Genomic DNA, 24,176 nt, shown 5'->3' on the forward strand with positions numbered 1-24,176 from the left:
TACCGTGGGGAGCCGGGGGCAGAACTGGCGAAAAACGATGGCGAACACCGAGGAATCGCAGGTCACGGCGGTCGCAATGCCCTTCGGCGCCGTCGAGACCGCCACTGCCCTGCTGGACGCGCACGGGGTCGTCACCGGCTGGAGCGCCCCGGCCACCAGGCTGCTGGGATTCGCCGCCGCCGACGTGCTCGGCGCCCCGGTGGGAAAGCTGCTCGCCGTGGCGCCGGACGCGCGGGGCGTCGCCGCCGCGCTGGAGTGGATCAGGGACGAGGGCGGCTGGGCCGGGCTGGTGCCCGCGGTGACCCGGGAAGGGCGCCGCGTGCACCTGGGGGTGCGGGTCAACGCCGTCACCGACGGCGAGGGCACCGCACGGTGGGTGGTGAGCGCCGTCGGCACGGAGGGGGTGCCCTGGTGGGGCGCGAGCGGATCGGTGATCGAGCGGATGTTCGCGCTCGCGCCCATGGGCATGGCCGTGCTGAACAGCGATCTGCGCTACGTCTGGGTGAACGCGGCGACGGCACGCGCCAGCGGCATCCCGGCCGACAAGTGGCTGGGACGCTCGCTGGCCGAGATGCTCCCCGGGATCGACGTCGAGGCCGTCGAGGCGGAGCTGCGGGCGGTGCTGGACACCGGCGTCCCGCTCCTCGGCCGCGAGTACGTGAACCAACCGCCCTGGAAAGCCGGCCAGGAGCAGGCCCTGCTGGCCTCCGTCTTCCGGCTGGACGACGCCGCGGGGAACCCGCTGGGCCTGTGCACCATGGCCAACGACATCACCGACCGCTTTCTGGCCAAGCGCCGGCTGGACCTGCTGGACCAGGCCGGCGAGCGCATCGGCCGGACGCTGGACGTGGCACAGACCGCCCAGGACCTCGCCGACGTGGCCGTGCCCGAGTTCGCCGACCTCGTCACCGTCGATCTGCTCGACCCGGTCTTCCGGGGCGACGAGCCGCAGCCGGCGCCGGACCCCCGCGCGGGGGTGGTGCTGCGCCGGGCGGGGCTGCGGTCCGTGGGCGACGGCCCGCCGGGCACCCCGGTCGAGGTGGGGCAGACCGCCGCACACCCCGCCACCTCACCCGTCGCCCGGGCGCTGCGCACCGGCCGGCCGCGCCTGGTGGCGCGGCTGGGCCCGCACCCCGGCGACGGCGGGGCGCCGGGCCCCGACCCGATCGCCCGGATGCGGGAGGCGGGCTTCCACTCGCTGATGGCCGTGCCGCTGCGGGCCCGGGGCAGTCACCTGGGGGCGGCCCTCTTCTGGCGCGGGCCGCGCCCCCAGCCGTTCCAGGACACCGACCTGGCGCTGGCCACCGAGTTGACCTCCCGGGCGGCCGTCGCGGTGGACAACGCCCGCCGGTTCACCCGCGAGCACAACGCCGCCCTGACCCTGCAGCGCGATCTGCTGCCGCAGGGGGCTCCCGAGCAGACCGCGGTGGAGGCGGCCTCGCTCTACCTGCCCGCCGACGCGAAGGCCGGCGTCGGCGGCGACTGGTTCGATGTGATCCCGCTGTCCGGGGCGCGGGTCGGGCTGGTCGTCGGAGACGTCGTCGGACACGGCATCCACGCCGCCGCCACCATGGGCAGGCTGCGCACCGCCGTGCAGACGCTCGCCGGCCTCGACCTGGCCCCCGACGAGCTGCTGGCCCACCTCGACGGCCTGATCGGACGGCTCGCGGAGTCGGAGGGCCACGGCGGCGCCGAGGCCGGGGTCGTCGGCGCCACCTGCCTGTACGCGGTCTACGACCCGGTCAGCCGGCGCTGCGCCCTGGCCCGCGCGGGACACCCGCCGCCGCTGGTGGCCGTCCCCGGCGGGCCCGTCCATGTGCTCGAGCTGCCCAGCGGCCCGCCCCTGGGCCTGGGAAGCCAGCCCTTCGAGTCCACCGAGCTCACGTTGGACGAGGGCAGCGCGCTCGTCCTGTACACCAACGGCCTCATCGCCGCCCCCGGGCTCGACGCCGACGCCGGGATCGAACGGCTGTGCGCCGCGCTGGCCGGGCCGGACCGGCCCGCCAAAGCTCTGTGCGATCGGGTCATGGAGACCCTGCCGGCCAACCCGCCGGACGACGACGTGGCCCTGCTGCTGGCCCGTACCCGCGCCCTCGGCGCCGGGCAGGTGGCCTCCCGGGAGATCTCCCGCGACCCGGCCGCCGTCTCCGACGCCCGCGCCTGGGCCCTCGACACCCTGGGCGAGTGGGGCCTGGACGAGCTGGCCTTCACCGCCGAACTGGTCGTCAGCGAACTGGTCACCAACGCGGTGCGGTACGGCTCCCCGCCGATCCGGCTGCGCCTGATCCGCGAGCGCGCCCTGATCTGCGAGGTCTCCGACCACAGCAGCACCTCCCCGCATCTGCGCCGGGCCGGCACGACGGACGAGGGCGGCCGCGGCCTGTTCCTCGTCGCCCACGTCGTCCAGGACTGGGGCACCCGCTACACCCCCGAGGGCAAGACCGTCTGGGCCGAGCAGCCCTTCGATCGAGCCCCACGCCGCCGACCTCGCCGCGGCCCTGGGGGAGGGCATGGCGGCCGGCTGACCCCCGGGGCGCCTCGGCCGGCACCCTTCATGTCCCGCTCCGGGCCCACTGGCTCCATCGGCGTCACGCCCTGACGTGCGCCGGTGGGGCCACCGAGTTGCGGATCACCACGCCCGGGCGGGGGCCGACCGTAGGGCGCCGCCGCGGCGGCCTACGGCTGGGGGTGCGGCCGGAAGTGCCGGAAGTGCGCACGGTGTTCCGCCGCGCGCGGAGGGTGATGGCCGAGCCGCATCCGCAGCTGGATGCCGTGGATGACCTCGATCACGCCCAGCGCCAGCAGCCAGATGCCGGCCACCGCCGTGAGCGCGGCGATGGAGCCGAAGGGCGCCACGATCAGGATGATGCCGGCCAGGATGCTGATGATGCCGAAGAAGATCTGCCACCCGCGGGCCGGGAGCTGCTCATGGGAGATGGCCGCGGCGGTGAGCATGACGCCCCGCAGCAGCCAGGAGAATCCGATCCACAGGGCGAGCAGCAGGACCGACTGCGCCGGCCCCCGCAGACAGAGCAGGCCGAGCAGTACGGCGAGTCCGCCGCTGACGAAGCTCAGCACCCGCAAGTGCCCGGGCACATGGGCGGCGAAGGCCCCCGCGAGCTGGAAGATCCCGCTGATCAGCAGATAGGCGCCGAACAGGGCGCCGAGCACCGCCAGGGTGGTCCCGGGCCACGCCAGCACGATGACCCCGAGCACGATCGCGACCACGCCCGCGGTCACCATGACCTGCCAGGCGGCGTCGGACAGCATGCCCAGGGGACCGGCGAACGGGGACTCGGGGCCCGAGGGCCGCTCGCCGCGCCGCGGGGCGCCGAACGGCTCGGCGGCGGGCTGTCCGGCACCGGGCGGTTCGGCGGCGTGCTGTTCCCGACGCGCCTGCCCGGCGGCGTGTTCCTCGGGACGGGGTTGTTCCGGACGGTGTTCTTCGGGACGGTGTTGTTCGGGTTCGTGCGGGGTGTCGGAGGAGAAGCTCATGCCGTCCACCTCCTCGAGGGAAACGTGTGATGGAACAGATGGCCGTACCCGACACAACCATCCTCTCCCCGCGCGTGCCTCTTCGCCTGATGACACGGTGCCTCGCACCCGGTGGAGGCGCGTGGCAAGGTGGGGTGTGAGCGACGTCCGAGCGAGGTGTGAGCGAGAAGGAGACCCGCATGGACGAGAGGGAGTTCTTCCAGGCGGTGGCCGACCGGGCGCGGCTGTCCAGGCAGGAGGCGGCCGATCTCACCCGCGCCACCCTGGAGACCCTGGCACTGCGGCTGACCGACGGCGAGGCCCGCGACCTCGCCCGGGAACTTCCCGAGCCGCTTCGGGAAGCGCTCCTCCGGGGACAGGGGGAGGTGCGGCTCTTCGAGCCCGAGGAGTCGGTCCACCGGGTGCGCGGGCGCACCGGACTGTCCGAGTCCGAGGCGGACCGGGGTGTCCGCGCGGTGCTGCGGACCCTGCGGGAGGCCATCTCGCGGGAGGAGTTCGACCACGCGATGTCCCAGCTCGGCAGCGGTTTCGCGAGGATGGCCGAGCCGGCCGGCTGACGCTCTCAGGCGGCCCGCCAGCCGCTCCACCGGCCCACCGTGACCTCCACCACCGGCCCTGACGGGGGCCGCTCCCCGTACTGCGCCGGATACTTGCCGGCCAGCAGCCGCACATATCCCGCCGAGGTGGCCGAGGCGTCCGCCGGCGGCAGCACCCGGGCCGTGCCGTCGGCCCGCGCCCACCACAGCAGGTCCCAGTCCTCGGCGTAGGCGTCCACCAGCAGGCACACGGCGGGGTGGGCCCGGATGTTGTCCAGCCGGGTCAGCCGCGCCGACCGCTTGGGTTTGTGGTCGACCGCCGTCACCACCGTGTCGCCGGACACCGCGAAGACCACCGGCACCAGATGCGGCCGCCCCCCGGCGGCCACGGTGGCCAGCCGGGCGACTCTGGCGCGCGCGAAGCGCTCCCGCGCCCAGGCGCTCGTCATGGTGGGCATGGCGGTGGTGGCACGGCGGCGTGAGGGCATGGTGACAGGGCAGCACGCGCCGGGCCGGAGGCCCGGCGCCTGTGTGTGCCGCTACCGCTTCTTCTCTTCCTCCTCTTCCTCTTCACGCTCCCCTTCCGCTTGTGAGGGGGTCGACACCGGCACATCGGGGTGGTCGGCGCGGCCCGGGGTCTCGTTGTCGCGCTCGCCTTCCGCCTGGGACGGGGTGGTGCGGTAGGGCTCGCTCATGGGAACGCTCCGTTCGGTTCCGGGCCGTTACCGCCCCGTACGAGCGGCCGGGCCCCGGCCGCCGCCCCCGCCCCGGGCGGCCTTGGTCGCGTACGAGCAGGCGACGAGCGCGAGCACGACGGCGACGGCGCCGACGACGACATTGCTGATGATGGTGCGGGTGGTGGCGACGCTCCCCGAGACCACCCACGGCGCGATGATGGTCCACACGCCCAGCAGCACGGCGGCCCAGGCCATGCCGTGCGTGCGCTCATAGGCATGGCCGAAGCCGCCCGTGAGCAGGGCGTAGGCGATGCCGACGATCAGATTGGTGACGGCCAGGGTCATCATGCCGTTGAAGCCCGCGATCCAGGGGGACGCGGCAAGGTACAGACCGGTGATCAGGCACATCGCCTCGACGGCCTGGGCCAGGGGCCTGGTCGCCGCCTGTTCCGCCCAGGTGTGGCGTTCCCGCATTTGCAGGATGTCCGGATGGGACTCGATGGTCGCATGGGTCGGTTCCATCGTTTTCGCCTCCTGCGGTCAATCCTCTCCGAAGCCCCGAGTGCCCGATATGGGGTCCGGTATCGCGCGAAAACCCAGAAACTTCGCGAGATGCCGCGAATCCGGCAACGCTCGCCGCGCTGCGCGGCCCCGGGGCGTACGGCGGCACCACGGCGCATCTGCACGTCTACGTCTACGCCTCCGGCCTGGCCGAGCGCCTGGGCCCGGAGGGCGTCACCGTCACGCGGACCGCAGCCTCGGGGGGAGCCAGTCCAGCTGGACCTCCTGATGGGCCGGGCCGCCGCCCTCGTGGTCGTTGAAGGCGTAGACCTCGATGCGCTTGTCCTCGCCCGCGTAGGCGTTGTACGCGGCGAACACCGTGGACGGCGGGCAGGTCTGGTCCTCCAGCGCGGTCGAGAAGAGCGCCGGCGCCCGCCCCCGGGCGGCGAAGTGGACGCCGTCGAAGTAGGAGAGCGTACGGAAGATCCGCTCGTCCCGGCCGATGTGGGTCCTGAGGTACTTGCCGATCTCCCGGTACGGATCGCGGTCGGTCAGCGTCGCCGCCCGCTCGAAGTGGCACAGGAAGGGCACGTCGGGGGCGATCGCGGCCAGGTCCGGCACCAGACCGCCCACGGCCAGCGCGATGCCCCCGCCCTGGCTGGTGCCCACGACCGCGGTGCGGGCGGGGTCGGCGAGCGGGTGGGAGCGGGCCGCCTCCACCGCGCGCACGGCGTCGGTGAACACCCGCCGGTAGTAGTAGTCCTCCGGGTTCTCGATCCCCCGGGTCATGAACCCGGGGTACGCGGGCCCGGAGCCGACCGGATCAGGGGTGTCGCCGCCGGACCAGCCGCTGCCCTGGCCGCGGGTGTCCATCACGAAGTGGGCGAAGCCCGCGACCGGCCACAGCAGATGGGTGTGCGGCAGCCCGCGCCCGCCGCCGTAGCCGATGTACTCGACCACGACGGGCAGCGGCTCCCGGGCCCCGGCCGGGTGGAGGAACCAGCCCTTGACCGGATGGCCGCCGAACCCCGCGAAGGTGACGTCGTACACCGCCACCCCGGTGAGCGCCGTGGCGACGGGCTCGAAGACGGCGTTCAGCTCGTGGTCGCGGGCCTCGGCGAGGGTCTTCTCCCAGAACCGGTCGAAGTCCTCGGGCTCCGCGACGCGCGGCCGGTAGCGGCGCAACTCCTCGAGCGGAAGGTCGAACAGGGCCATGCGCTCCAGCTCCCTTTCGGACACGCGGAACAGCGGACGCTTGAAACGAACGCTTGAAACGACTCAATCCAGCAACGACGCAAGCCTGCGCAGGAAACCATCGCGCCAAACCCCCTGACAAGGGGTGGTCGGATCGGCAGCGGCGCCCCGGCCCGCTTGACCCCGGCCCGGCGGGAGACGCCGAGGACCTCGCCGAGAGTGCGCAGCGGCGCCCGGCCGTCGATCTGCAGGGCGTGCACCAGGCCGCGGTCGATGTCGTCGAGTATGACGGGATCCGTGTTCATCGGGGCCGGCATGCCGGTTTCCGGCACCGGGCGGGCGACCCCCTCTAAGCTGACGTCAGGTACTCCCTCGTGAAAGGAAGCATGTGAACACACAGGCCGAGACGTTCGAGTTTCAGGTCGAGGCGCGCCAGCTCCTGCAGTTGATGATCCACTCCATTTACTCCAACAAGGACGTCTTCCTGCGGGAGCTGATCTCCAACGCCTCCGACGCGTTGGACAAGTTGCGGCTGGAGGCGCTGCGCGGCACCGAGCTGCGGGCGGACACCTCCGATCTCCACATCGAGATCGAGGTCGACAAGGAGCACCGCACGCTGACCGTGCGCGACAACGGCATCGGCATGACCCACGACGAGGTGGTCGGGCTCATCGGCACCATAGCCAAGTCCGGCACCGCCGAGTTCCTGCGCGAGCTGAAGGAGTCGAAGGACGCCGCCGCTTCGCAGGACCTGATCGGGCAGTTCGGCGTCGGCTTCTACTCCGGCTTCATGGTGGCCGACCAGGTCACCCTGGTGACCCGCCACGCCACGGAGACCCGGGGCACCCGCTGGGAGTCCACGGGTGAGGGCACCTACACCATCGAGGAGCTGGACGAGGCGCCCCAGGGCACCTCCGTCATCCTGCGGCTCAAGCCGGAGGACACCGAGGACTCCCTCTTCGACTACACCTCGCCGTGGAAGATCAAGGAGATCGTCAAGCGGTACTCCGACTTCATCACCTGGCCCATCCGCATGGCCGCCGAGTCCACGAACGCGGACGCGGACGCGGACGCGACCACGGACGCGGAGGCGGAGGCGGAGGCGGAGGCGGACAAGTCCCAGGACGAGGCCGGGGAGAAGGCCGGGGAGAAGGCCGGGGACGAGCCGCGGCTGGAGACGCTCAACTCGATGAAGGCCCTGTGGGCGCGCTCCAGGGACGAGGTCTCCGACGACGAGTACCACGAGTTCTACAAGCACATCAGCCACGACTGGAACAACCCGCTCGAGACCATCCGCATGCAGGCGGAAGGAACCTTCGAGTACCAGGCGCTGCTGTTCATCCCGTCCCAGGCGCCGCTCGACCTGTTCATGCGGGAGCGCAAGCGCGGTGTGCAGCTCTACGTCAAGCGCGTCTTCATCATGGACGACTGCGAAGAGCTCATGCCGGAGTATCTGCGCTTCGTCAAGGGCGTGGTCGACGCGCAGGACCTGTCGCTGAACGTGTCCCGCGAGACCCTCCAGCAGGACCGCCAGATCCAGCTGATGCGCCGGCGCCTGGTCAAGAAGGTGCTGTCGACGGTCAAGGACATGATGTCCGACAACGCCGAGGGCTACGCGACGTTCTGGAAGGAGTTCGGCCGCGCCGTCAAGGAAGGGCTGCTGGACGACTTCGAGAACCGGGACGCGATCCTGGAGATCTCCTCCTTCGCCTCGACCCACGACCCGGAGCGGCCCACCACCCTGCGGCAGTACCTGGACCGCATGAAGGACGGGCAGCAGCACATCTACTACATGACGGGCGAGTCGCGCTCCATCATCGAGAGCTCCCCGCACATGGAGGCCTTCCGGGAGAAGGGCTACGAGGTGCTGCTGCTCACCGACCCGATCGACGAGATGTGGGTCGGCTCCGTGCCGGAGTTCGACGGCAAGCAGTTCCAGTCGATCGCCAAGGGGCAGGTGGACCTCGACACCGAGGAGGAGAAGAAGGAGGGCGAGGCCGAGCGCGAGCAGCGGAAGAAGGACTTCGCCGAGCTGCTGTCCTGGATGACGACGACCCTCAGCGAGCAGGTGAAGGAGGTGCGGCTGTCCTCCCGGCTCACCACCTCGCCCGCCTGTGTCGTCGGCGACACCCATGACGTCACGCCGCAGCTGGAGAACATGTTCCGCGCCATGGGCCAGGACATGCCCCAGATCAAGCGCATCCTCGAGCTCAACCCCACCCACCCGCTGGTGACCGGGTTGCGCGAGGCCCACAGCGCGGACCCGGACGCGGCGGGGCTGGCGGAGACGGCCGAACTCATCCACGGCATGGCGGTCCTCGCCGAGGGCGGCGAGCTCGGCGACCCGGCGCGCTTCATCAAGCTGATGGCGGACCGGCTCCAGCACACGCTGTGACGCGGTAGCGCCGTCGCACGGACACCGCGCGCGGGCGGGGCGGGCGCCGCCCCGCCCGCGCGGGTGTCACTCCGCAGGCGCCTGCGCGAGCGTGTCCAGGATCTGCTGCCCGTACTTGGCCAGCTTGTTCTCGCCGACGCCGCTGACCGTGCCCAGCTCCGCCAGGGTGCCGGGGGACAGCGTGGCGATCTGGCGCAGCGTCGCGTCATGGAAGATCACATACGCGGGGACGCCCTGCTCCTTGGCGGTGGCCGCGCGCCAGGCGCGCAGCGCCTCGAACACCGGCACCGCCTCGGGCGGCAGGTCCACCGGAGCGGTGGCGCGGCCCGACTTGGCGGACGAGCCGGAGGACCCCGCCTTGGCGGCCCGGGGCGCCCGCTCCGGCTCGCGCCGCAGCATGACCTGGCGCCGCCCGCCCAGCACCTCGGCGCTGGCCTCGGAGAGCACCAGCGTGCCGTAGTCGCCCTCCACCGCGAGCAGCCCCTGGGCGAGCAACTGGCGCACCACGCCCCGCCATTCGGCCTCGCGCAGCTCCGTGCCGATCCCGAACACCGACAGGGCGTCGTGGTCGAACTGGATCACCTTGGCGGTCTTCTTGCCGAGCAGGATGTCGATCACCTGGCCGGCGCCGAACTTCTGGTTGCGCTCCCGCTTGAGCCGCACCACCGTCGACAGCAGCTGCTGCGCGGCGACGGTGCCGTCCCACGCCTCCGGGGGCGTCAGGCAGGTGTCACAGTTGCCGCACGGGGTGCTCCGCTGCCCGAAGTAGGCGAGCAGCCCCACCCGGCGGCACTCGACCGTCTCGCACAGCGCCAGCATCGCGTCCAGGTGGGCGGCGAGACGGCGGCGGTGGGCCGCGTCGCCCTCCGAGCCGTCGATCATCTTGCGCTGCTGCACGACGTCCTGGAGGCCGTAGGCCAGCCAGGCGGTGGAGGGCAGCCCGTCCCGCCCGGCCCGGCCCGTCTCCTGGTAGTAGCCCTCGACGGACTTGGGCAGGTCCAGATGGGCGACGAACCGGACGTCGGGCTTGTCGATGCCCATGCCGAACGCGATCGTCGCGACCATGACCAGCCCGTCCTCCCGCAGGAACCGCGCCTGGTGCTCGGCCCGGGTCCGCGCGTCCAGACCCGCGTGGTACGGGAGCGCGTCGATCCCGTTCTTCACCAGGAACTCGGCGGTCTTCTCGACCGAGGCCCGCGACAGGCAGTAGACGATGCCCGCGTCCCCCGGGTGCTCGGTGCGCAGCAGCTCCAGGAGCTGCCGCTTGGGGTCGTTCTTGGGCGCGATGCGGTACTGGATGTTCGGCCGGTCGAAGCTCGCCACGAAGTGGCGGGCGTGCTGCAGCTTCAGCCGCGAGGCGATCTCGGCGTGGGTGGCCTCGGTGGCCGTGGCCGTCAGCGCGATGCGCGGCACGTCGGGCCAGCGCTCGTGCAGCTCGGACAGGGCGAGGTAGTCGGGCCGGAAGTCGTGCCCCCACTGGGCCACGCAGTGGGCCTCGTCGATGGCGAACAGCGAGAGCGAACCCCGGCCCAGCAGCGCGAGCGTGGACTCCACCCGCAGCCGCTCCGGCGCCAGGTAGAGCAGGTCCAGCTCGCCCGCGAGGAACTCCGCCTCCACCAGCCGCCGCTCGTCCAGGTCCTGGGTGGAGTTGAGGAACCCGGCCCGTACGCCGAGCGCCCGCAGCGCGTCGACCTGGTCCTGCATCAGCGCGATGAGCGGCGAGACGACGACGCCGACGCCCTTACGGACCAGCGCGGGGATCTGGTAGCACAGCGACTTGCCGCCGCCGGTCGGCATCAGGACCAGCGCGTCGCCGCCGGCCACGACATGGTCGATGATCTCCTGCTGCTCGCCCCGGAACGAGTCGTAGCCGAAGACCCGGCGCAGGACGCGCAGCGCGTCGCTCATGTCGCCCGGGTCCGGCTCTCTGTCGTCCGGGCTGCTGGGGGCCGGGTCGCTGAGGTCACCGTTCGTGAGGTCACCGTTCGTGAGGGGATCGTTCTCGGGGAGAGCCACCCGGCGAGTCTAGTAGGCCGAAGGGGTGGATCGTGCCGTGGGACGGACACCCGAAGGGGTCGGTTGGGGAGGGCTGTGAGTGGGCAGTGTGGCCCTGAGGCGGGCAGGCTGGTCATGCTCGCGTCAAGAACGCGGCGGAGCCGCACATCGATTCAGCCCTTACCCCACGAGGAGGCCGATCGTGAGATCCAGCAAGGCCCTGCGCGCATTACCCGCCGTCGCGGTCGCGGTGCTCGCCCTGGCGGGCGGCCAGGCGGTGGCGGCGCCCGCGCCCGGAGCGGCGCAGCCGCACGCCGTCGCCGCGCGGGTGCTGACGTACGACGCGTCCCAGGCGGCGGAGTTCAAGGACGCCGTCACCAAGGGCGCCGGGATCTGGAACGCCGGCGTGGCCAACGTGCAGCTGAAGCCGGTCGCCACGGGCCAGCGGGCCAACATCCGCATCATCGCGGACGACGGCTGGCCGCGCACCGCCACGACGAGTCTGGGCAGCGGCACGATCTACTTCGGCCGCCAGGCCGTCGGCCAGGGCTACAACACCGTGCGCATCTCGTCCCACGAGCTGGGCCACATCCTGGGCCTGCCGGACATGAAGCCCGGCCCCTGCTCCAGCCTGATGTCCGGCTCCACGGCCGGCGTCTCCTGCACCAACCCCAACCCCAACGCGGCCGAGAAGGCGGAGGTCGAGGACAACTTCGCCACCGCCCTCACGGGCACGGCCGCCACGCGTGACCTGCTCTTCGTGGACTGATGCACGGCGCGGGGCCGTGAGCGCCCGGGCCGCCCGGCTCACCCGCCGGGCGGCCCGGCGGGCTCGGGCGGCGGCGGGCCCGTGGTGTCGCGGTGGACCAGGGTGGGGGAGACGGTCATCAGGACGGACCGGGTGCGGCCCTCGACGCGCTCCAGCAGCAGCCGCGCCGCCGTCGCGCCCATCAGGCCGCCCGCCTGGTCGACGCTGGTCAGCCGGACGGGGGCGAGCGCGGCAACGGCGGTGTTGTTGTAGCCGACCAGCGAGAAGTCCTCGGGGATCCGCAGCCCCAGCTCGCGCGCGGCCCGGAAGACGCCCATGGCGGCCACGTCCGCCCCCGCGAAGACGGCGGTGGGCCGCTCCGCCGAGGCCAGCAGCTCCATCCCGGCCCGGTAGCCGCCCTCCTCGGAGAAGGCGGTCATGGCGACCCGCGCCAGGTCCCCGAGGCCGTGGCGGCGCATCGCCTCGTGGTAGCCGCGGCGCTGGACCCGCTCCGGGGTGCCCGTCCAGCCGCTGCCCCGGTTGCCGGCGGTGGAGGTCAGGGCGATCCGGCGGTGGCCGAGCCCGACCAGGTGGTCGACCACCAGACCCGCGCCCAGGGCGTCGGCGTCGACGACCGAGTCGTGTTCCTCCGCCACGTCGTGGTGGCCGATCACCACCGTGGGCACGGTGGCCGCCGTCCGCAGCACCTCGGCGCGCGGGAAGCCCGGCCCGATGAGGATCAGCCCGTCCATCTGGCGGTCCACCAGGGCCCGGGCCAGCTTGGTCTGGTCCTCCTCCGCGAAGCCGGCGGCGCCGATCAGCACCTGGTAGTCGCCGTCGCGCAGCTCGGTGTTGACACCGTCGAGGATGTCCGCGAAGAAGGCGTTGCGGATGTTGTCCAGCAGGACGCCGATCGTGTACGTACGGCCGCGCATGCCGCGGGCGGCCGCGTGCGGGCGGTAGTCGAGCTCGGCCATGGCCGCGCTCACCCGCTCGCGCATCGCGGGGCTCACCCCGTAGGCGTTGCGCAGCACCTTGGACACGGCCGACTTCGAGACACCGGCGTGCCGCGCGACATCGGTGATCGTCACGCGGCGTCGCCGGTCGCTCGTGGGGGCCATGGAGCTGCCTTCCGGGTAACTGTCTCGTGAAACGGTCTACGGTCCGCACTGTACGCCGTCGAAGGGGGCGGTCGCCGTCGGCCCCGGCATCGCACGGAATCTCATTGTTATGCGCCCGTGACTTGACCCTTGCAGCTCCCTCGGCCCACCTTTGAGTCGTTTCAATTCGGAGACCGTTCCACGTTTCTCGCGAACTGTCGTGCGAACGTTTCTCCGGGTCGGGACTCCGGGGCATGTCAATGAGGACGGGAGCGACCGGATGACCATGCATCAAGCCACCCAGGACTCCTCGGCCGAAGCCGAGGGCACCGTCAGCCGTCAGCAGTGGAAGTGGTCGGTCCTGGCCGGCATGGCCTCGTACCTGGACGCGGGGTCGATCGTGGCCCTGGGCGCGGGCCTGGCCCTCTTCCAGGACGAACTGGGCCTCAGCGACTCGGGCGTCACGGGCGTCGGAGCGCTCGCCGCGATCGGGCCCAACGCCATCGGCGCGGCGGTCGGCGCCTTCATCGGCGGCCGGCTCGGCGACAAGCTCGGCCGCAAGCGGATCTACCAGTGGGACCTGCTGATCTACGCGGCCGCGATCCTGTGCATCGCGCTCGCCGTCAACCCGGCGATGCTGTTCATCGGCACCTTCGTGGTGGGCGTGGCCGTGGGCGCCGACGTGCCGACCTCGCTCGCCCTGGTGGGGGAGTTCTCGCCGGCCAGGGCCCGGGGCAAGCTGCTCGGCTTCACCCAGGTCGCCTGGAACATCGGGCCGATGATCGTGCTCCTGCTCGCGCTCGCCCTCTCCCCGCTCGACCTGCTGGGCATCCGCATCGTCTTCCTCCATCTGTTCGTGGTCGCGCTGATCACCTGGGCGCTGCGCCGGGGCATGACCGAGTCGGCGGTGTGGAAGGCCGCGGCGAGCAAGGGCGCGGCCGCCACGGCCGGGGTGCGGGAGCTGTTCCGCGGACCGCACCTGAAGGCGCTGCTGTGGACCGGGAGCTTCTACCTCTTCTGGAACCTGGCCGCCGGCACGGCGGGCCTGTTCACCCCGTACATGGTCAAGAACCTGGGCGCCGGGGGCCAGGGCACCAGCGTGGCGCTGTCCTGCGCCGGGTTCGGCGTCGGCATCGCCGCGACCGTCCTGGTGTTCATGCCGCTGACCGACCGCGACCACCGCACCCGCCGGATGCTGTGGGCCGTCGGCGCGGTGATGCAGATCATCGCCTACGCGCTGTTCCTGTGGTTCCCCTTCACCGTGCCGACGATCCTGCTGAACACCTTCCTGTTCGGTGTCGGGGCCTCGCTGGCCGGTGAGGCGGTCTACAAGACCTTCAGCCAGGAGCTCTTCCCGACCATGCTGCGCGGCACCGCCCAGGGCTTCACCTTCGGCGCGGCGCGCACCTGCCTGGGCATCTGGAGCTACTTCGTGCCCCACCTCGCCGACACCGGGATCACCGCCATCGCGGCCCTGCTGACCGCGTTCCTGGTCATCAGCGGCGGCCTCGGCTACTTCTTCATGCCGGACACGGCCGGGAAGTCCCTGGACCGCATCGAGGCCGAGCGCCGGGCGGCGGCGTGACCGACGGCGCCCGCGAGCTCCTGGCCCGCTTCACCGACCCCGCCCCCGAGTACGGGCCGCTGCCGATCTGGTGGTGGAGCGGCGCCAAGGTCACCCGGGACCGGCTGCGCCGCCAGATGGCGGAGCTGACCTCCCAGGGCATCCGGCAGGCCGTGGTGATGTGCCTCGCGCCCACCGGCCCGACCTTCGGCTCGCTGGCGGACGACCCGCCGTATCTGAGCGAGGAGTGGCTGCGGCTGCTCGACGGGGTCTGCGCGGACGCCGAGGAGCTGGGCTTCAGCCTGTGGATGTACGACCAGATCGGGTTCTCGGGCGCCAACTTCCAGGGCCGGCTGACCGCCGAGCACCCGGAGTTCGCCGGGCTCGCCCTCTACCGCACGAGGGTGGTCGCGGGCGACGGCGAGACGGTGGTGCGGCCCCCCACGGGGCACACCCCGCTCGCCGCGTACGCCGTTCCCGCCCGGGACGCCGGTGCTTCACGGGACGGCGGCGCCCGGGACGGCGGCGCGCCACGGGACGGCGGCGGCCGGGACGGCGGCGGCCCGGCCGGGCGGGTCGCCGTGCCCGTCGTCGGCGGCGCGGCCCGCTGGAGCGGCGGCCCCGCCGAGCTCACCCTGGTGCACAGCGGCGTCAGCGGCTTCGACTACTTCGGCGAGGCCGCCTGCGCGGCGCTGCTGGACCGGGTGCACGGCACGCTCGAGCGGCACGTCGGAAAGTGGTTCGGCCGCGCCATCGGCGGCTTCTTCCAGGACGAGCTGCCCGCCCTGCCCACCTGGGGCCGCGACTTCGCCGGGACCTTCGCCGAGGCGTACGGCTACGACCTGGTACCCGAGCTGTGGGCGCTGTGGGAGGGCGGGGACCCGCACGCGGCGCGGGTGCGCCGCGACTACCACGAGCACCGCGCCCGGCTGGGCCGCCGGGCCTTCTTCGACCCGCAGGAGGCGTTCTTCGCCCGGCACGGCCTGGTCTGCGGCTTCGACCAGCCCTCACCGGCCCGCGAGGGCGACCCGGTGGGCGGCGTCCGGGTCTACGGCGACTATCAGGGCACCCACGCCGGATACGGGGCGCCGGGCAGCGACCACTGGGGCGACGCCAAGGTCCACAGCTCGATGGCGCACGCGCTGGGCCACGGCCGCACCTGGATCGAGGCGTTCCACTCCTCCGGCTGGGGCGGCACGCTGGAGGAGACCTACGACTGGCTCGCGCCCTTCCTGCGCCGTGGCGCCACCCTGTACGACCCGCACGCCGTCTACTACAGCACCGTCGGCGGCTGGTGGGAGTGGGCGCCGCCGTCCACCTGCTGGCGCCAGCCGTACTGGTCCTCGTACCACGTGTTCGCCACCGCCGTGGCGCGGCTGTGCTCCGTGCTGACCGAGGGCGGCCATGTGTGCGACACCGTGCTGCTGTCGCCGACCACCACCGCGCAGGCGTATCTCACGCTGGACGGCCCGCTCGCCCCGGCCACGGAGGCCGGCCGCCTCTACCACGAGCTCAACGGCGTCAACTGCTGGTTCGCCGAGCGCCGCGGGGTGCTGGAGCGCGCGGGCCTCGACCACGACACCTTCGACGAGAACACGCTCGCCGGGGGCGAGGTGACCGCCGACGAGACGGGCGCCGCCCTGGTCATCGGCCACGAGCGCTACCGCACCGTGGTGCTGCCCGGGCCGCGGGCGCTGGGCGCCGCGGCGGCCCGCACCCTGGTCCGCTTCGCCACGGCGGGCGGCCGCGTGGTGTGCGTGGCCCGCGCGCCCGAACTGTTCCCCGGCGGTCCCGACGCCCGCGGTCCCGACACCGATGACCCGGCCACCGACGGCCCCGACGCCGCGCGGCTGTTCGCCGACGCCGTCGCGCGCGGCCTGATCACCGTCGTCGAGCGCGCCGAGCAGGTGCCCGAGGCGGTGGCCCGCGGCCCGCTGCGGATCACCGCCGACGCCCCGTACCTGCTCCGCCGCCACCGCGACGCGCTGGTCCTCGCCCTGACCGCCCACGACGACACCACCGGCACCAGGGCGCCGATCGTCGGCTTCCCCATGGGCGACTGGCCCACCGAGGGCTTCTCCTGGGAGCGGTACTGGGAGCAACTGCGCACCGCCGGCTACGACTTCGTCCCCGCCGACGGCCGCACGGCCCGGGTCCGGGTCGAGGGCCCGGCCCGGCCGCGCGCCCAGCGCTGGGACCCGGGCACCGGCGACCGCACCGAACTGGCCGTGACCCGGGCGCCCGACGGGGCCTGGCTGCTCGAGGTGGCGTTCGAGGACGGCGCGGTGGCGCTCGTGGTGCTCGCCGAGGAGCTGCCCGAGCCGACCCGCGCCCCCCTCGGCCCGGCCCGGGAGACCATTCCGCTGCCGGGCCCCTGGCGCGGGCTTGCCACCTCCACCCTCGACAACAGCGACGGGGACCTCGCGGCGGCCCACCGCACCGGGGTGCTGCCCATCGAGGTCTGGCGCCTGGAGCACCTGGACCCGGGCGAGGGCCCCGACGGCGCCCGGTGGCGGCCCGTCACCGCCGGGTTCGGCCCCTTCGCGCTGGTCCAGGGCCCCGACTCGGACCAGTGGCGGCCCGCCAGGTGGTCGCTGTCCCGGGGCATCCCCGACGACCCGCTGCACGACGAGCGGCTGGGCCCCAAGGGCTACGTCCCCGAGGAGTTCCTGGACTGGCGGGCCGTCCCGGCCGGCGGCCGGGTGGCCGTCCGTACCCATCTGACCATCCCCGACCGCGAGGGGCTGCACCTCGCGGTGGGCGCGGGCGCGGCGCGCCGGGTGCTGCTCGACGGGGCGGAGCTGCCCCTGGAGGGGGAGGGCTACCGCACCTTCAGCCCGCTGCCCGCCTCCGCCCGCGGCCGCACCGTCGCCCTCGAGATCGAGCTGACGGCCGTCGAGGACGGGCCGGTGCGCGCGTCCTTCGCGGTGGTCCGCGACCCGGACGCCTTCCGCCGCCCGGAGTGGATGGAGGCCGGGGACGGCTCGGTGCCGGGACGCACCCACGAGCTGACGCTGCGGGCGCGCCTGGACCGCCTCCCGGACGACCCGGTCGTCCAGGTCGCCGCCGACGGCGCCTGCGCCGTCCTGGTCAACGGCGTCGAGGTGGGCCGCCAGGGCGACTTCAGCCCGTACCCCGGCCACCGTGACATCCGCGTCCACCCGTACGACCTCGGCGAGCTGCTGCGCGTCGGCGAGAACACCCTCACCCTGCGGGTCACCGACGCCGGCACCACCCCGACCGGGGCGGCCCTGGACTCGGCCCCGCCGGCGCGCGGCGGCCCCGGCTGGCTCAGCGGCAGCGGCGACTGGCGGGCGAGCCGCGACGGCGCGCCCGTACCGCTGCGGCGGCGCACCGCGAGCGGGGGCCGCGACCCGCGCTGGGTGTGTTCCTGGGCCCGTCCCCACCCGCTGCCCGGCGCCCACTGGCTGGAGCCGGCCGCCGCCCCCGGCGATGTCGTCGAACCCCTCGTGCCCGACCTGGCGCCCGGCCCCGAGCGGGTGGAGCGGCTGCGCTTCCCCGCCCCGCTCGGCACCGTCGCGCTGCGCGTCCCCACCCCGCTCGACGTCACGGTCGAGATCGAGGGCCGGAGGTACGCCACGGACCGCGAGGGCCGGGTGCGGCTGCCCGCCCCGCTGGCCGCCGCCACCCCGGTGCTGCTGGAGGTGGCCGCGGTGGACGGCCGCCGGGGCGGCGCGCTGCTCGACGCGGCGATCGAGGCCGAGGTCGCCGAGGCCCCGGTGGACCTCGTCCCCTGGGAGGAGCTCGGGCTGCGCGCCCTGGGCGGACGGGTCCGCTACCGCACCACCGTCCACCTGCCGCGGTCCCCGGCCGGGCGGACCCTGCTCGACCTGGGGGAGGTCCGCGGCACCGCCGAGATCCACGTCAACGGCGCCCCGGCCGGCCGCCGGGTGTGGGGGCCGTGGACGGTCGAGGTCACCGACGCCCTGAAAGCGGGCGACAACGACATCGAGATCGTCGTGAGCGGCACGCTCGCCGGATACCTCGACGACGCCTCGCCGACCCGCGCCGTCGCGGCCGGCCAGGTACGGACGGGCCTGTTCGGCCCGGTACGACTCCGACTCGTAAAGGAATGAAGCCCGTGCAGGTCACCACACCGGTCTTCGAACACCACCGGGAGCCGCTGGGCATCGGCGAGGCCGAGCCCCGGCTGAGCTGGCGCACCGAGACCGAGGCCGAAAACTGGCAACAGACCGCCTACGAGCTGCGGGTGTTCGCCGAGGACGGCACCGAACTGGCCGCGTCCGGGCGGGTGGAGTCCGCGGACAGCGTGCTCGTCCCCTGGCCGGGCCCGGCGCTGCGCTCCCGGCAGCGGGTGGCGGTGCGGGTGCGCGTCTGGGGCAGCGGCGGCGACGGGCCCTCCGCGTGGTCCGAGCCCGCCCACGCGGAGGCGGGGCTGCTGCGGCCCGACGACTGGACGGCCCGCCCCGTCACCCCCGGCGGGTCCCACGCGGACGGCCCGCGCCCCGTCGCCCTGCTGCGCCGCGAGTTCACCGTCCGCGGCCCGGTGGCCTCGGCGCGGCTGTACACCACCGCCTGCGGGGTCTACGAGGCCGAGCTCAACGGGGCGCGGGTGGGCGACCACGTCCTGGCGCCGGGCTGGACCTCGTACGCCCACCGGCTGCGCTACCAGACCTTCGACGTGACCGCCCTGCTGCGCGAGGGCCCGAACGCCGTCGGCGCGCTGCTGGGGGAGGGCTGGTACGCGGGCCGCATCGGCTTCGGGGGCGGGCGGCGCGCCATCTGGGGCGAGGAGACCGCCCTGCTGGCGCAGCTGGAGATCCGCTACGCGGACGGCTCGCGGGAGACCGTGGCCACCGACAGGGGCTGGCGGGCGGCCACCGGGCCCCTGCTGCGCTCGGAGATCTACGACGGCGAGGTATACGACGCCCGCCTGGAGCGCGACGGCTGGTCCCGCCCCGGACACGACACCACCGGCTGGGGCCCGGTGCGGCACACCGCCCCGCCGGCCGGGGCGCTGGTCGCGCCGACCGGCCCGCCGGTGCGCCGGGTGCGGACCGTGGCCCCGGTCGAGGTCATCACCACGCCGTCCGGCCGTACCGTCCTGGACTTCGGCCAGAACCTGGTGGGGCGGCTGCGCATCACCGTCAGCGGCCCGGCCGGGCACACCGTCACCCTGCGCCACGCCGAGGTGCTGGAAGGCGGGGAGCTGGGAGTGCGGCCGCTGCGCGAGGCGAAGGCCACCGACGTCTACACCCTGCGCGGCGGGGGCCCCGAGACCTACGAGCCGCGGTTCACCTTCCACGGCTTCCGCTACGCCGAGGTCACCGGCTGGCCCGGGCCGCTGGACCCGGCCGACGTCCGCGCCGTCGTCCTGCACACCGACATGGCGCGCACCGGCTGGTTCTCCTGCTCCGAGCCGTTGGTGGAGCGGCTCCACGAGAACGTCGTGTGGAGCATGCGCGGCAACTTCCTGGACATCCCCACCGACTGCCCGCAGCGCGACGAACGCCTGGGCTGGACCGGCGACATCCAGGTGTTCGCGCCGACCGCCACCTTCCTGTACGACTGCTCCGGCATGCTCGCCGGCTGGCTGCGCGACCTGGCCGCCGAGCAGCTGACCCACCCCGAGCGGGTGCCGCCGCTGGTGGTGCCCGACGCCGTTCCGCAGGAGTTCGAGGTCTTCCCCAGAGCGCAGGCCGTCTGGGCCGATGTCGCGGTGCTGCTGCCGTGGGTGCTCCACCAGCGCTTCGGCGACCTGGGCGTGCTGCGCGACCAGTACCCGAGCATGCGCGGCTGGGTGGAGACCGCCGCCCGGTACGCGCGCGAGGGCGGCGGCGTGTGGCACCAGCGCCACCTGGGCGACTGGCTGGACCCGGCGGCGCCGCCGGAGAGCCCGGAGGCCGCGCGGACCGACGGCGACCTGGTGGCCGCCGCCTACCTGGCGCGCTCGGCCGAAGTGCTGGCGCGGACCGCCCGGCTGCTGGGCGAGGACGACGACGCGCGGCGCTACGAGGCGCTGGCGAAGGAGGCGCGGGCGGCCTTCGGCGAGCGGTTCGTGACCCCGGCCGGGCGGCTGTCCTCCGACGCGCAGACCGCCTACGCGCTGGCGCTGTGCTTCGCGCTGCTGCCCACCGAGCGCCAGCGGGCGGGGGCCGGGGAGCGGCTGGCCGCCATCGTGCGGGAGGCGGACTTCCGGATCGCCACGGGATTCGCGGGCACCCCGCTGATCTGCGACGCGCTGTGCGAGGCCGGTGAGCCGGAACTCGCCTACCGGATGCTGCTGGAGCGGGGCTGCCCGTCCTGGCTGTACCCGGTCACCATGGGCGCGACCACCATCTGGGAGCGCTGGGACTCCATGCTGCCCGACGGCACCGTCAACCCGGGCGAGATGACCTCCTTCAACCACTACGCCCTCGGCGCGGTCGCCGACTGGCTGCACCGCACCGTGGCCGGCCTGGCCCCGGCCGCCCCCGGCTGGCGGCGGCTGCGGATCGCGCCCGTCCCCGGCGGCGGGCTCCGCCACGCCGGGGCCGCCCATCTCACCCCGTACGGGCGGGCCGAGGCGGGCTGGCGGTACGAGGGCGAGCGGCTGGTCGTCGAGGCGCTGGTGCCGCCGAACACCCGGGCCGAGGTCCGGCTGCCGGGCGACGACCGGCCCTTCGAGGTGGGCTCGGGGAGGCACACCTTCACGCGGTGACCACGTCCACGTCGGGCAGGGCGCGGAAGGGCGCGAGCTGGTCGTCGGTGGCGCCGCTGTCGGTGACCAGCGTCCAGGGGCCGGTCAGCGGGGCCCAGGCGGTGAAGGGCGACTGGCCGAGCTTGCTGCTGTCGGCCAGTACGTACACCTGCCCGCCGCGCTGGGCCATCAGCTCCTTGAGCGCCGTCTGCTGGAGGCTGGCCTCGCAGATGCCGAGCTTCGCGTCGAGGCCGTCGGCGCCCAGGAACACCTTGTCCGCGGTGAGCCGGGTCAGGGTCAGCTCGGCGAGCGGGCCGACGAAGCCCTGGCTGACCTGGCGCAGCGTCCCGGCCAGCGTGATCAGCTCGATGCCGTCCGCCTCGGCCAGCTCCCGCAGGGCCGTCAGCCCGCTGGTGATGACCGTCAGTTCGGTGCGGCCGCGCAGATGGTGGGCGAGCCGGCCGGTGGTGGTGCCGGCGTCCAGGATGACGGTGTCGCCCTGCGCGATCCGCGCGGCCGCCCAGCGCCCGATGCGGTCCTTCTCGGCGACGGCCAGCCCGCTGCGCTGGCCGAGCGTCGGCTCGGCCGTGTGGCCCGCGACCATCGCGCCGCCGTAGGTGCGGGCGATGGTGCCCTGCTCGGTGAGCAGGGCCAGATCCCGGCGGATCGTGGACGGGGTGACGTCCAGGGAGCGGGCCAGCTCCTCCACGACCACGGCCCCGTCGGTCTGGACCATGCGCGCGATCAGCGCCCGGCGATCCCGGGCCCGCAGCCTCCTGCGGTCCTGCGCCCCCGTCGGCTCGGCCGTCGTGCGTGCTGTGCGGATACCTGCCGGACTCATGCCTGCCGTCCCCTCCCCTTTTTGAGGACTCACTCGCCCGGCCGTCTCGTCAGCCGCACGGGCGGGTTACCTTAGCATTCTGCGCATTCCGCGCCCTTCCCTCGCTGTGATGGTCCAAATACTTGCGTGTTACGCGCAACCATGCGAGCGTGTCGCTCATAACACGCACTGGGTGGGGAGATCAGATGCAGGCGGAGAGCGCGCCCCCCGACCCCGACCGGAGAGACTGAGACCATGACAACCTCCCCCGCCGACTTCGCGGCCCGGCTGCGCGCACGCGAGCGGATCCTCGGCTACTGGGTGGTCCTCGACAACCCGGTCGGCACCGAGCGCCTGGCCGGCCTCGGCTACGACTACGTCTGCGTGGACGCCCAGCACGGCCTGCTCGACTACAAGGGCACCCTCGGCGCGATGACCGCCATCGACGCGCGCGGCACCTGCGCCGGCATGGTGCGGGTCCCCGCCAACGACGGGTTCTGGATCGGCCAGGCCCTCGACGCCGGCGCCCGCGGTGTCATCGTGCCGCTGGTCAACACCGCCGAAGAGGCGGCCGCCGCGGTGCGCGCCTGCCGCTACCCCCCGCACGGCGTCCGCAGCTACGGCCCGATGCGCTCGGGGCTGCGGGTGGGGCCGACCCCGGCCGAGGCCAACGAGCAGGTCGCCTGCGTGGTGATGATCGAGACCGCCCAGGCGCTCGGCAACACCGCGGAGATCTGCGCGACCGAGGGGCTCGACGGCGTCTACATCGGCCCCTCCGACCTCACCATCGCGCTCGGCGGGCGCACCTCGACCGACCCCTCGGTCGCCGAGGCGTTCGACGCGGCCCTCACCACGGTGGCCGAGGCGGCGAAGTCCGCGGGCATCGCGGCCGGCATCCACTGCCCGGACGGCGTCACGGCCGCCAAGCGGCTGGCCCAGGGCTTCACCTTCGCCACGGTCAGCAGCGACCTGGTCCACCTGGAGCAGGCCGCGGCCGCCCACCTCCGCGACGCCCGCGGCTGACGTCTCCCCAGCCCGCCATCACGCCGCGGAGCCAACCCGGCGCCGCGGAGCTGACCCGCCCTCGCGCCGTGGAGCTAACCCGCCGCGCCCTCCACCCGCAGCGGAATGCCCGCCGGCCCCGGCCGCCGCGGCAGCAGCACCGTGCGCAGGGCGACCGCGGGGGACAGCAGCCGGGTCGGCGGCGCGGCCAGATGGGTGACGTCACGGAAGGCGGCGCCCACCACCGGGTCGTGGGTGGCCCGGTCCGCCAGCCGGCCGAAGTACCAGGTCTGCAGGCGCTCGGCGGCCCCCGGCGGGGTCGCCGGCCCACCGGCGACGTACGGGCGGTCCGCGCCGACGGCGGTCAGCCAGGCGGTCTCGCCCGCGCGGGCGACGGCGCGCTGGGCGCGGGCCGCGAAGCCGGGGCGGCGCGGGCCCCCGTCGGCCAGGCACTCCCGCAGGGCCAGCCCGCTCAGAGCGGCCACCGACATGCCCTGCCCGTAGACGGGGTTGAAGGTGCAGGCGGCGTCGGAGACCGCGACGAACCCCTCGGGGACGCCGCCCGCCGAGTGGTAGTAGCGGCGCCGGTTGGCCGTGTCGCGGTAGGCGTACGGCGGGGACACCGCCTCGCAGGTCCCCAGGTGGTCGCGCAGATACGGCTCGCCGAGCGACGCCACGAAGTCGGGTACCGCCGAGCCGTCGGTCGGCGGGTGGTGGCCGCGCATCCCGGCCAGGGTCAGCAGCCAGTTGCCGCCCTCGACGGGCGACCAGGCTGCGCCGCGCGGGAGATCGGGCCTGGCTTCGATGACCACGGCCATGGGCAGCGGCTCGGCGGGCCGGAACATCTGGGTGGTGTAGCCGATTCCGGCGTCGATCACCTCTTCGCGCGGCGCCGGGCGGCCCAGCTCCGCCAGCCATCTCGGGGCGCGCGAGCCGCGCCCGGAGGCGTCGACGACCAGGTCGGCGGGCAGGTCCCGCTCGGCGCGCCCGGTGTCGCGCGAGCGCGTCCGCACCCCGGTCACCCGCTCCGCGTCGCCGAGGAGCCCGACCGCCTCGCAGGCCTGGAGCACCTCGACCCGGGTCCCCGAACCGGCGGCCTCCGCCAGGACCCGCGCCCGTACGGTGGTGTCCAGGAGCGGGCGGGTGCAGCTGATCACGGCGTGGCGGCCCTCGTGCAGCCGGCGGTGCCAGCCGTTCCGGGACCTGGTGAGCACATCGCGCGGCGCCTCCATGCGGTGTGCGCCGGCCGCCTCCAGCTCCGCGACGATCCCGGGGAACAGCCTCTCCAGGGCCCGCTGTCCGCCGGAGAGGAAGACATGGAGGTGGCGGCCCTGGGGCACCCCCTTGCGGAAGACCGGCCGCTCCGGGTAGCGGTCGCGCTCGACGACGGTGACCGTGTCCACGTGGCCGAGCAGCGCGGCCACGGCCAGGGTGCCCGCGAGCCCGCCGCCCATCACCACCGCGCCGCCGCCCATCCCACGCCCCCTC

Annotated in this window: 18 protein-coding genes; 8 read left to right on the forward strand and 10 right to left on the reverse strand. The window is 73.9% G+C overall.

What is annotated here, in order from left to right:
* Window positions 1-37 precede the first annotated feature (37 nt).
* Window positions 38-2,599 carry a SpoIIE family protein phosphatase gene (locus BBH68_RS27675; RefSeq protein WP_065966429.1) on the forward strand — a complete coding sequence of 854 codons (2,562 nt, stop codon included), beginning with the start codon at window positions 38-40 and terminating at the stop codon, window positions 2,597-2,599.
* 77 nt (window positions 2,600-2,676) lie between these two features.
* Here the strand turns inward: BBH68_RS27675 and BBH68_RS27680 are convergent, their stop codons facing one another.
* A complete protein-coding gene (locus tag BBH68_RS27680) occupies window positions 2,677-3,495 on the reverse strand; it encodes an HdeD family acid-resistance protein (protein ID WP_079151231.1) in 819 nt (272 codons plus the stop codon).
* Window positions 3,496-3,674: 179 nt separating this feature from the next.
* Between BBH68_RS27680 and BBH68_RS27685 the strand changes: the two genes are divergently transcribed.
* Window positions 3,675-4,052: a DUF2267 domain-containing protein gene (locus BBH68_RS27685; RefSeq protein ID WP_065966430.1), complete on the forward strand. Its 378-nt coding sequence runs from the start codon at window positions 3,675-3,677 to the stop codon at window positions 4,050-4,052.
* A 5-nt stretch (window positions 4,053-4,057) separates the two neighbouring features.
* Here BBH68_RS27685 and BBH68_RS27690 read toward each other — a convergent pair whose 3' ends face one another.
* The 5 genes from BBH68_RS27690 to BBH68_RS44570 form a co-directional block, all read right to left on the reverse strand.
* The gene (locus tag BBH68_RS27690; RefSeq protein ID WP_065966431.1) at window positions 4,058-4,489 is read right to left on the reverse strand and encodes a TIGR03668 family PPOX class F420-dependent oxidoreductase; all 432 of its coding nucleotides are present in this window, start codon (window positions 4,487-4,489) and stop codon (window positions 4,058-4,060) included.
* A gap of 81 nt (window positions 4,490-4,570) precedes the next feature.
* Window positions 4,571-4,726: a hypothetical protein gene (locus BBH68_RS42150; protein ID WP_170066603.1), complete on the reverse strand. Its 156-nt coding sequence runs from the start codon at window positions 4,724-4,726 to the stop codon at window positions 4,571-4,573.
* 27 nt (window positions 4,727-4,753) lie between these two features.
* The gene (locus BBH68_RS27695; RefSeq protein ID WP_174589100.1) at window positions 4,754-5,230 is read right to left on the reverse strand and encodes an SPW repeat protein; all 477 of its coding nucleotides are present in this window, start codon (window positions 5,228-5,230) and stop codon (window positions 4,754-4,756) included.
* 219 nt (window positions 5,231-5,449) lie between these two features.
* On the reverse strand, window positions 5,450-6,418 hold the full coding sequence (locus tag BBH68_RS27700) for an acetylxylan esterase (RefSeq protein WP_425428853.1): 969 nt from the start codon (window positions 6,416-6,418) through the stop codon (window positions 5,450-5,452).
* Entirely contained in the window at window positions 6,304-6,720 is a 417-nt protein-coding gene (locus tag BBH68_RS44570) for an AsnC family transcriptional regulator (RefSeq protein ID WP_425428854.1), read from the reverse strand. Before BBH68_RS44570 ends, BBH68_RS27700 begins: the two co-directional genes overlap by 115 nt.
* A gap of 131 nt (window positions 6,721-6,851) precedes the next feature.
* Here BBH68_RS44570 and htpG point away from each other — a divergent pair, with 131 nt between their 5' ends.
* Window positions 6,852-8,798 (forward strand): molecular chaperone HtpG, encoded by a 1,947-nt coding sequence (gene htpG / locus BBH68_RS27705; protein WP_245738341.1) that lies wholly within the window; start codon window positions 6,852-6,854, stop codon window positions 8,796-8,798.
* 66 nt (window positions 8,799-8,864) lie between these two features.
* On the opposite strand, the gene recQ is transcribed toward htpG, so the two are convergent.
* Window positions 8,865-10,706, reverse strand: coding sequence for a DNA helicase RecQ (recQ, locus tag BBH68_RS27710; RefSeq protein WP_065966457.1), 1,842 nt, complete (start codon window positions 10,704-10,706; stop codon window positions 8,865-8,867).
* Window positions 10,707-10,995: 289 nt separating this feature from the next.
* Here recQ and BBH68_RS27715 point away from each other — a divergent pair, with 289 nt between their 5' ends.
* On the forward strand, window positions 10,996-11,562 hold the full coding sequence (locus tag BBH68_RS27715; RefSeq protein WP_065966434.1) for a snapalysin family zinc-dependent metalloprotease: 567 nt from the start codon (window positions 10,996-10,998) through the stop codon (window positions 11,560-11,562).
* Window positions 11,563-11,600: 38 nt separating this feature from the next.
* On the opposite strand, the gene BBH68_RS27720 is transcribed toward BBH68_RS27715, so the two are convergent.
* The gene (locus BBH68_RS27720) at window positions 11,601-12,662 is read right to left on the reverse strand and encodes a LacI family DNA-binding transcriptional regulator (RefSeq protein ID WP_079151232.1); all 1,062 of its coding nucleotides are present in this window, start codon (window positions 12,660-12,662) and stop codon (window positions 11,601-11,603) included.
* Between the two features lie 259 nt (window positions 12,663-12,921).
* Between BBH68_RS27720 and BBH68_RS27725 the strand changes: the two genes are divergently transcribed.
* From BBH68_RS27725 to BBH68_RS27735, 3 genes are read left to right on the forward strand one after another with little or no spacing between them, the layout of a single operon-like run.
* Window positions 12,922-14,226 carry an MFS transporter gene (locus BBH68_RS27725; protein ID WP_065966435.1) on the forward strand — a complete coding sequence of 435 codons (1,305 nt, stop codon included), beginning with the start codon at window positions 12,922-12,924 and terminating at the stop codon, window positions 14,224-14,226.
* Window positions 14,223-18,302 (forward strand): hypothetical protein, encoded by a 4,080-nt coding sequence (locus BBH68_RS42775; RefSeq protein ID WP_065966436.1) that lies wholly within the window; start codon window positions 14,223-14,225, stop codon window positions 18,300-18,302. The genes BBH68_RS27725 and BBH68_RS42775 overlap by 4 nt, the downstream gene beginning before the upstream one ends.
* Window positions 18,299-20,887, forward strand: coding sequence for an alpha-L-rhamnosidase (locus BBH68_RS27735; RefSeq protein WP_245738338.1), 2,589 nt, complete (start codon window positions 18,299-18,301; stop codon window positions 20,885-20,887). The genes BBH68_RS42775 and BBH68_RS27735 overlap by 4 nt, the downstream gene beginning before the upstream one ends.
* On the opposite strand, the gene BBH68_RS27740 is transcribed toward BBH68_RS27735, so the two are convergent.
* Window positions 20,877-21,707 (reverse strand): DeoR/GlpR family DNA-binding transcription regulator, encoded by an 831-nt coding sequence (locus tag BBH68_RS27740; protein WP_065966438.1) that lies wholly within the window; start codon window positions 21,705-21,707, stop codon window positions 20,877-20,879. The genes BBH68_RS27735 and BBH68_RS27740 overlap by 11 nt on opposite strands.
* A gap of 234 nt (window positions 21,708-21,941) precedes the next feature.
* Here BBH68_RS27740 and BBH68_RS27745 point away from each other — a divergent pair, with 234 nt between their 5' ends.
* Window positions 21,942-22,709, forward strand: coding sequence for an HpcH/HpaI aldolase family protein (locus tag BBH68_RS27745; protein WP_065966439.1), 768 nt, complete (start codon window positions 21,942-21,944; stop codon window positions 22,707-22,709).
* Between the two features lie 74 nt (window positions 22,710-22,783).
* On the opposite strand, the gene BBH68_RS27750 is transcribed toward BBH68_RS27745, so the two are convergent.
* Window positions 22,784-24,163 carry an NAD(P)/FAD-dependent oxidoreductase gene (locus tag BBH68_RS27750; RefSeq protein WP_065966440.1) on the reverse strand — a complete coding sequence of 460 codons (1,380 nt, stop codon included), beginning with the start codon at window positions 24,161-24,163 and terminating at the stop codon, window positions 22,784-22,786.
* Window positions 24,164-24,176: the final 13 nt, after the last annotated feature.

This window comes from Streptomyces sparsogenes (genome assembly GCF_001704635.1).
Taxonomy (GTDB): domain Bacteria; phylum Actinomycetota; class Actinomycetes; order Streptomycetales; family Streptomycetaceae; genus Streptomyces; species Streptomyces sparsogenes.

Excerpts from the sequence above, each read along its gene's own strand:
- BBH68_RS27675 (WP_065966429.1), top strand. The coding sequence starts at position 38 with ATGGCGAACACCGAGGAATCGCAGGTCACGGCGGTCGCAATGCCCTTC.
- BBH68_RS27680 (WP_079151231.1), bottom strand. The coding sequence starts at position 3,495 with ATGAGCTTCTCCTCCGACACCCCGCACGAACCCGAACAACACCGTCCC.
- BBH68_RS27685 (WP_065966430.1), top strand. The coding sequence starts at position 3,675 with ATGGACGAGAGGGAGTTCTTCCAGGCGGTGGCCGACCGGGCGCGGCTG.
- BBH68_RS27690 (WP_065966431.1), bottom strand. The coding sequence starts at position 4,489 with ATGCCCACCATGACGAGCGCCTGGGCGCGGGAGCGCTTCGCGCGCGCC.
- BBH68_RS42150 (WP_170066603.1), bottom strand. The coding sequence starts at position 4,726 with ATGAGCGAGCCCTACCGCACCACCCCGTCCCAGGCGGAAGGCGAGCGC.
- BBH68_RS27695 (WP_174589100.1), bottom strand. The coding sequence starts at position 5,230 with ATGGAACCGACCCATGCGACCATCGAGTCCCATCCGGACATCCTGCAA.
- BBH68_RS44570 (WP_425428854.1), bottom strand. The coding sequence starts at position 6,720 with ATGCCGGCCCCGATGAACACGGATCCCGTCATACTCGACGACATCGAC.
- htpG (WP_245738341.1), top strand. The coding sequence starts at position 6,852 with ATGATCCACTCCATTTACTCCAACAAGGACGTCTTCCTGCGGGAGCTG.
- recQ (WP_065966457.1), bottom strand. The coding sequence starts at position 10,706 with ATGAGCGACGCGCTGCGCGTCCTGCGCCGGGTCTTCGGCTACGACTCG.
- BBH68_RS27720 (WP_079151232.1), bottom strand. The coding sequence starts at position 12,662 with ATGGCCCCCACGAGCGACCGGCGACGCCGCGTGACGATCACCGATGTC.
- BBH68_RS27725 (WP_065966435.1), top strand. The coding sequence starts at position 12,922 with ATGACCATGCATCAAGCCACCCAGGACTCCTCGGCCGAAGCCGAGGGC.
- BBH68_RS27735 (WP_245738338.1), top strand. The coding sequence starts at position 18,299 with ATGAAGCCCGTGCAGGTCACCACACCGGTCTTCGAACACCACCGGGAG.
- BBH68_RS27740 (WP_065966438.1), bottom strand. The coding sequence starts at position 21,707 with ATGAGTCCGGCAGGTATCCGCACAGCACGCACGACGGCCGAGCCGACG.
- BBH68_RS27745 (WP_065966439.1), top strand. The coding sequence starts at position 21,942 with ATGACAACCTCCCCCGCCGACTTCGCGGCCCGGCTGCGCGCACGCGAG.
- BBH68_RS27750 (WP_065966440.1), bottom strand. The coding sequence starts at position 24,163 with ATGGGCGGCGGCGCGGTGGTGATGGGCGGCGGGCTCGCGGGCACCCTG.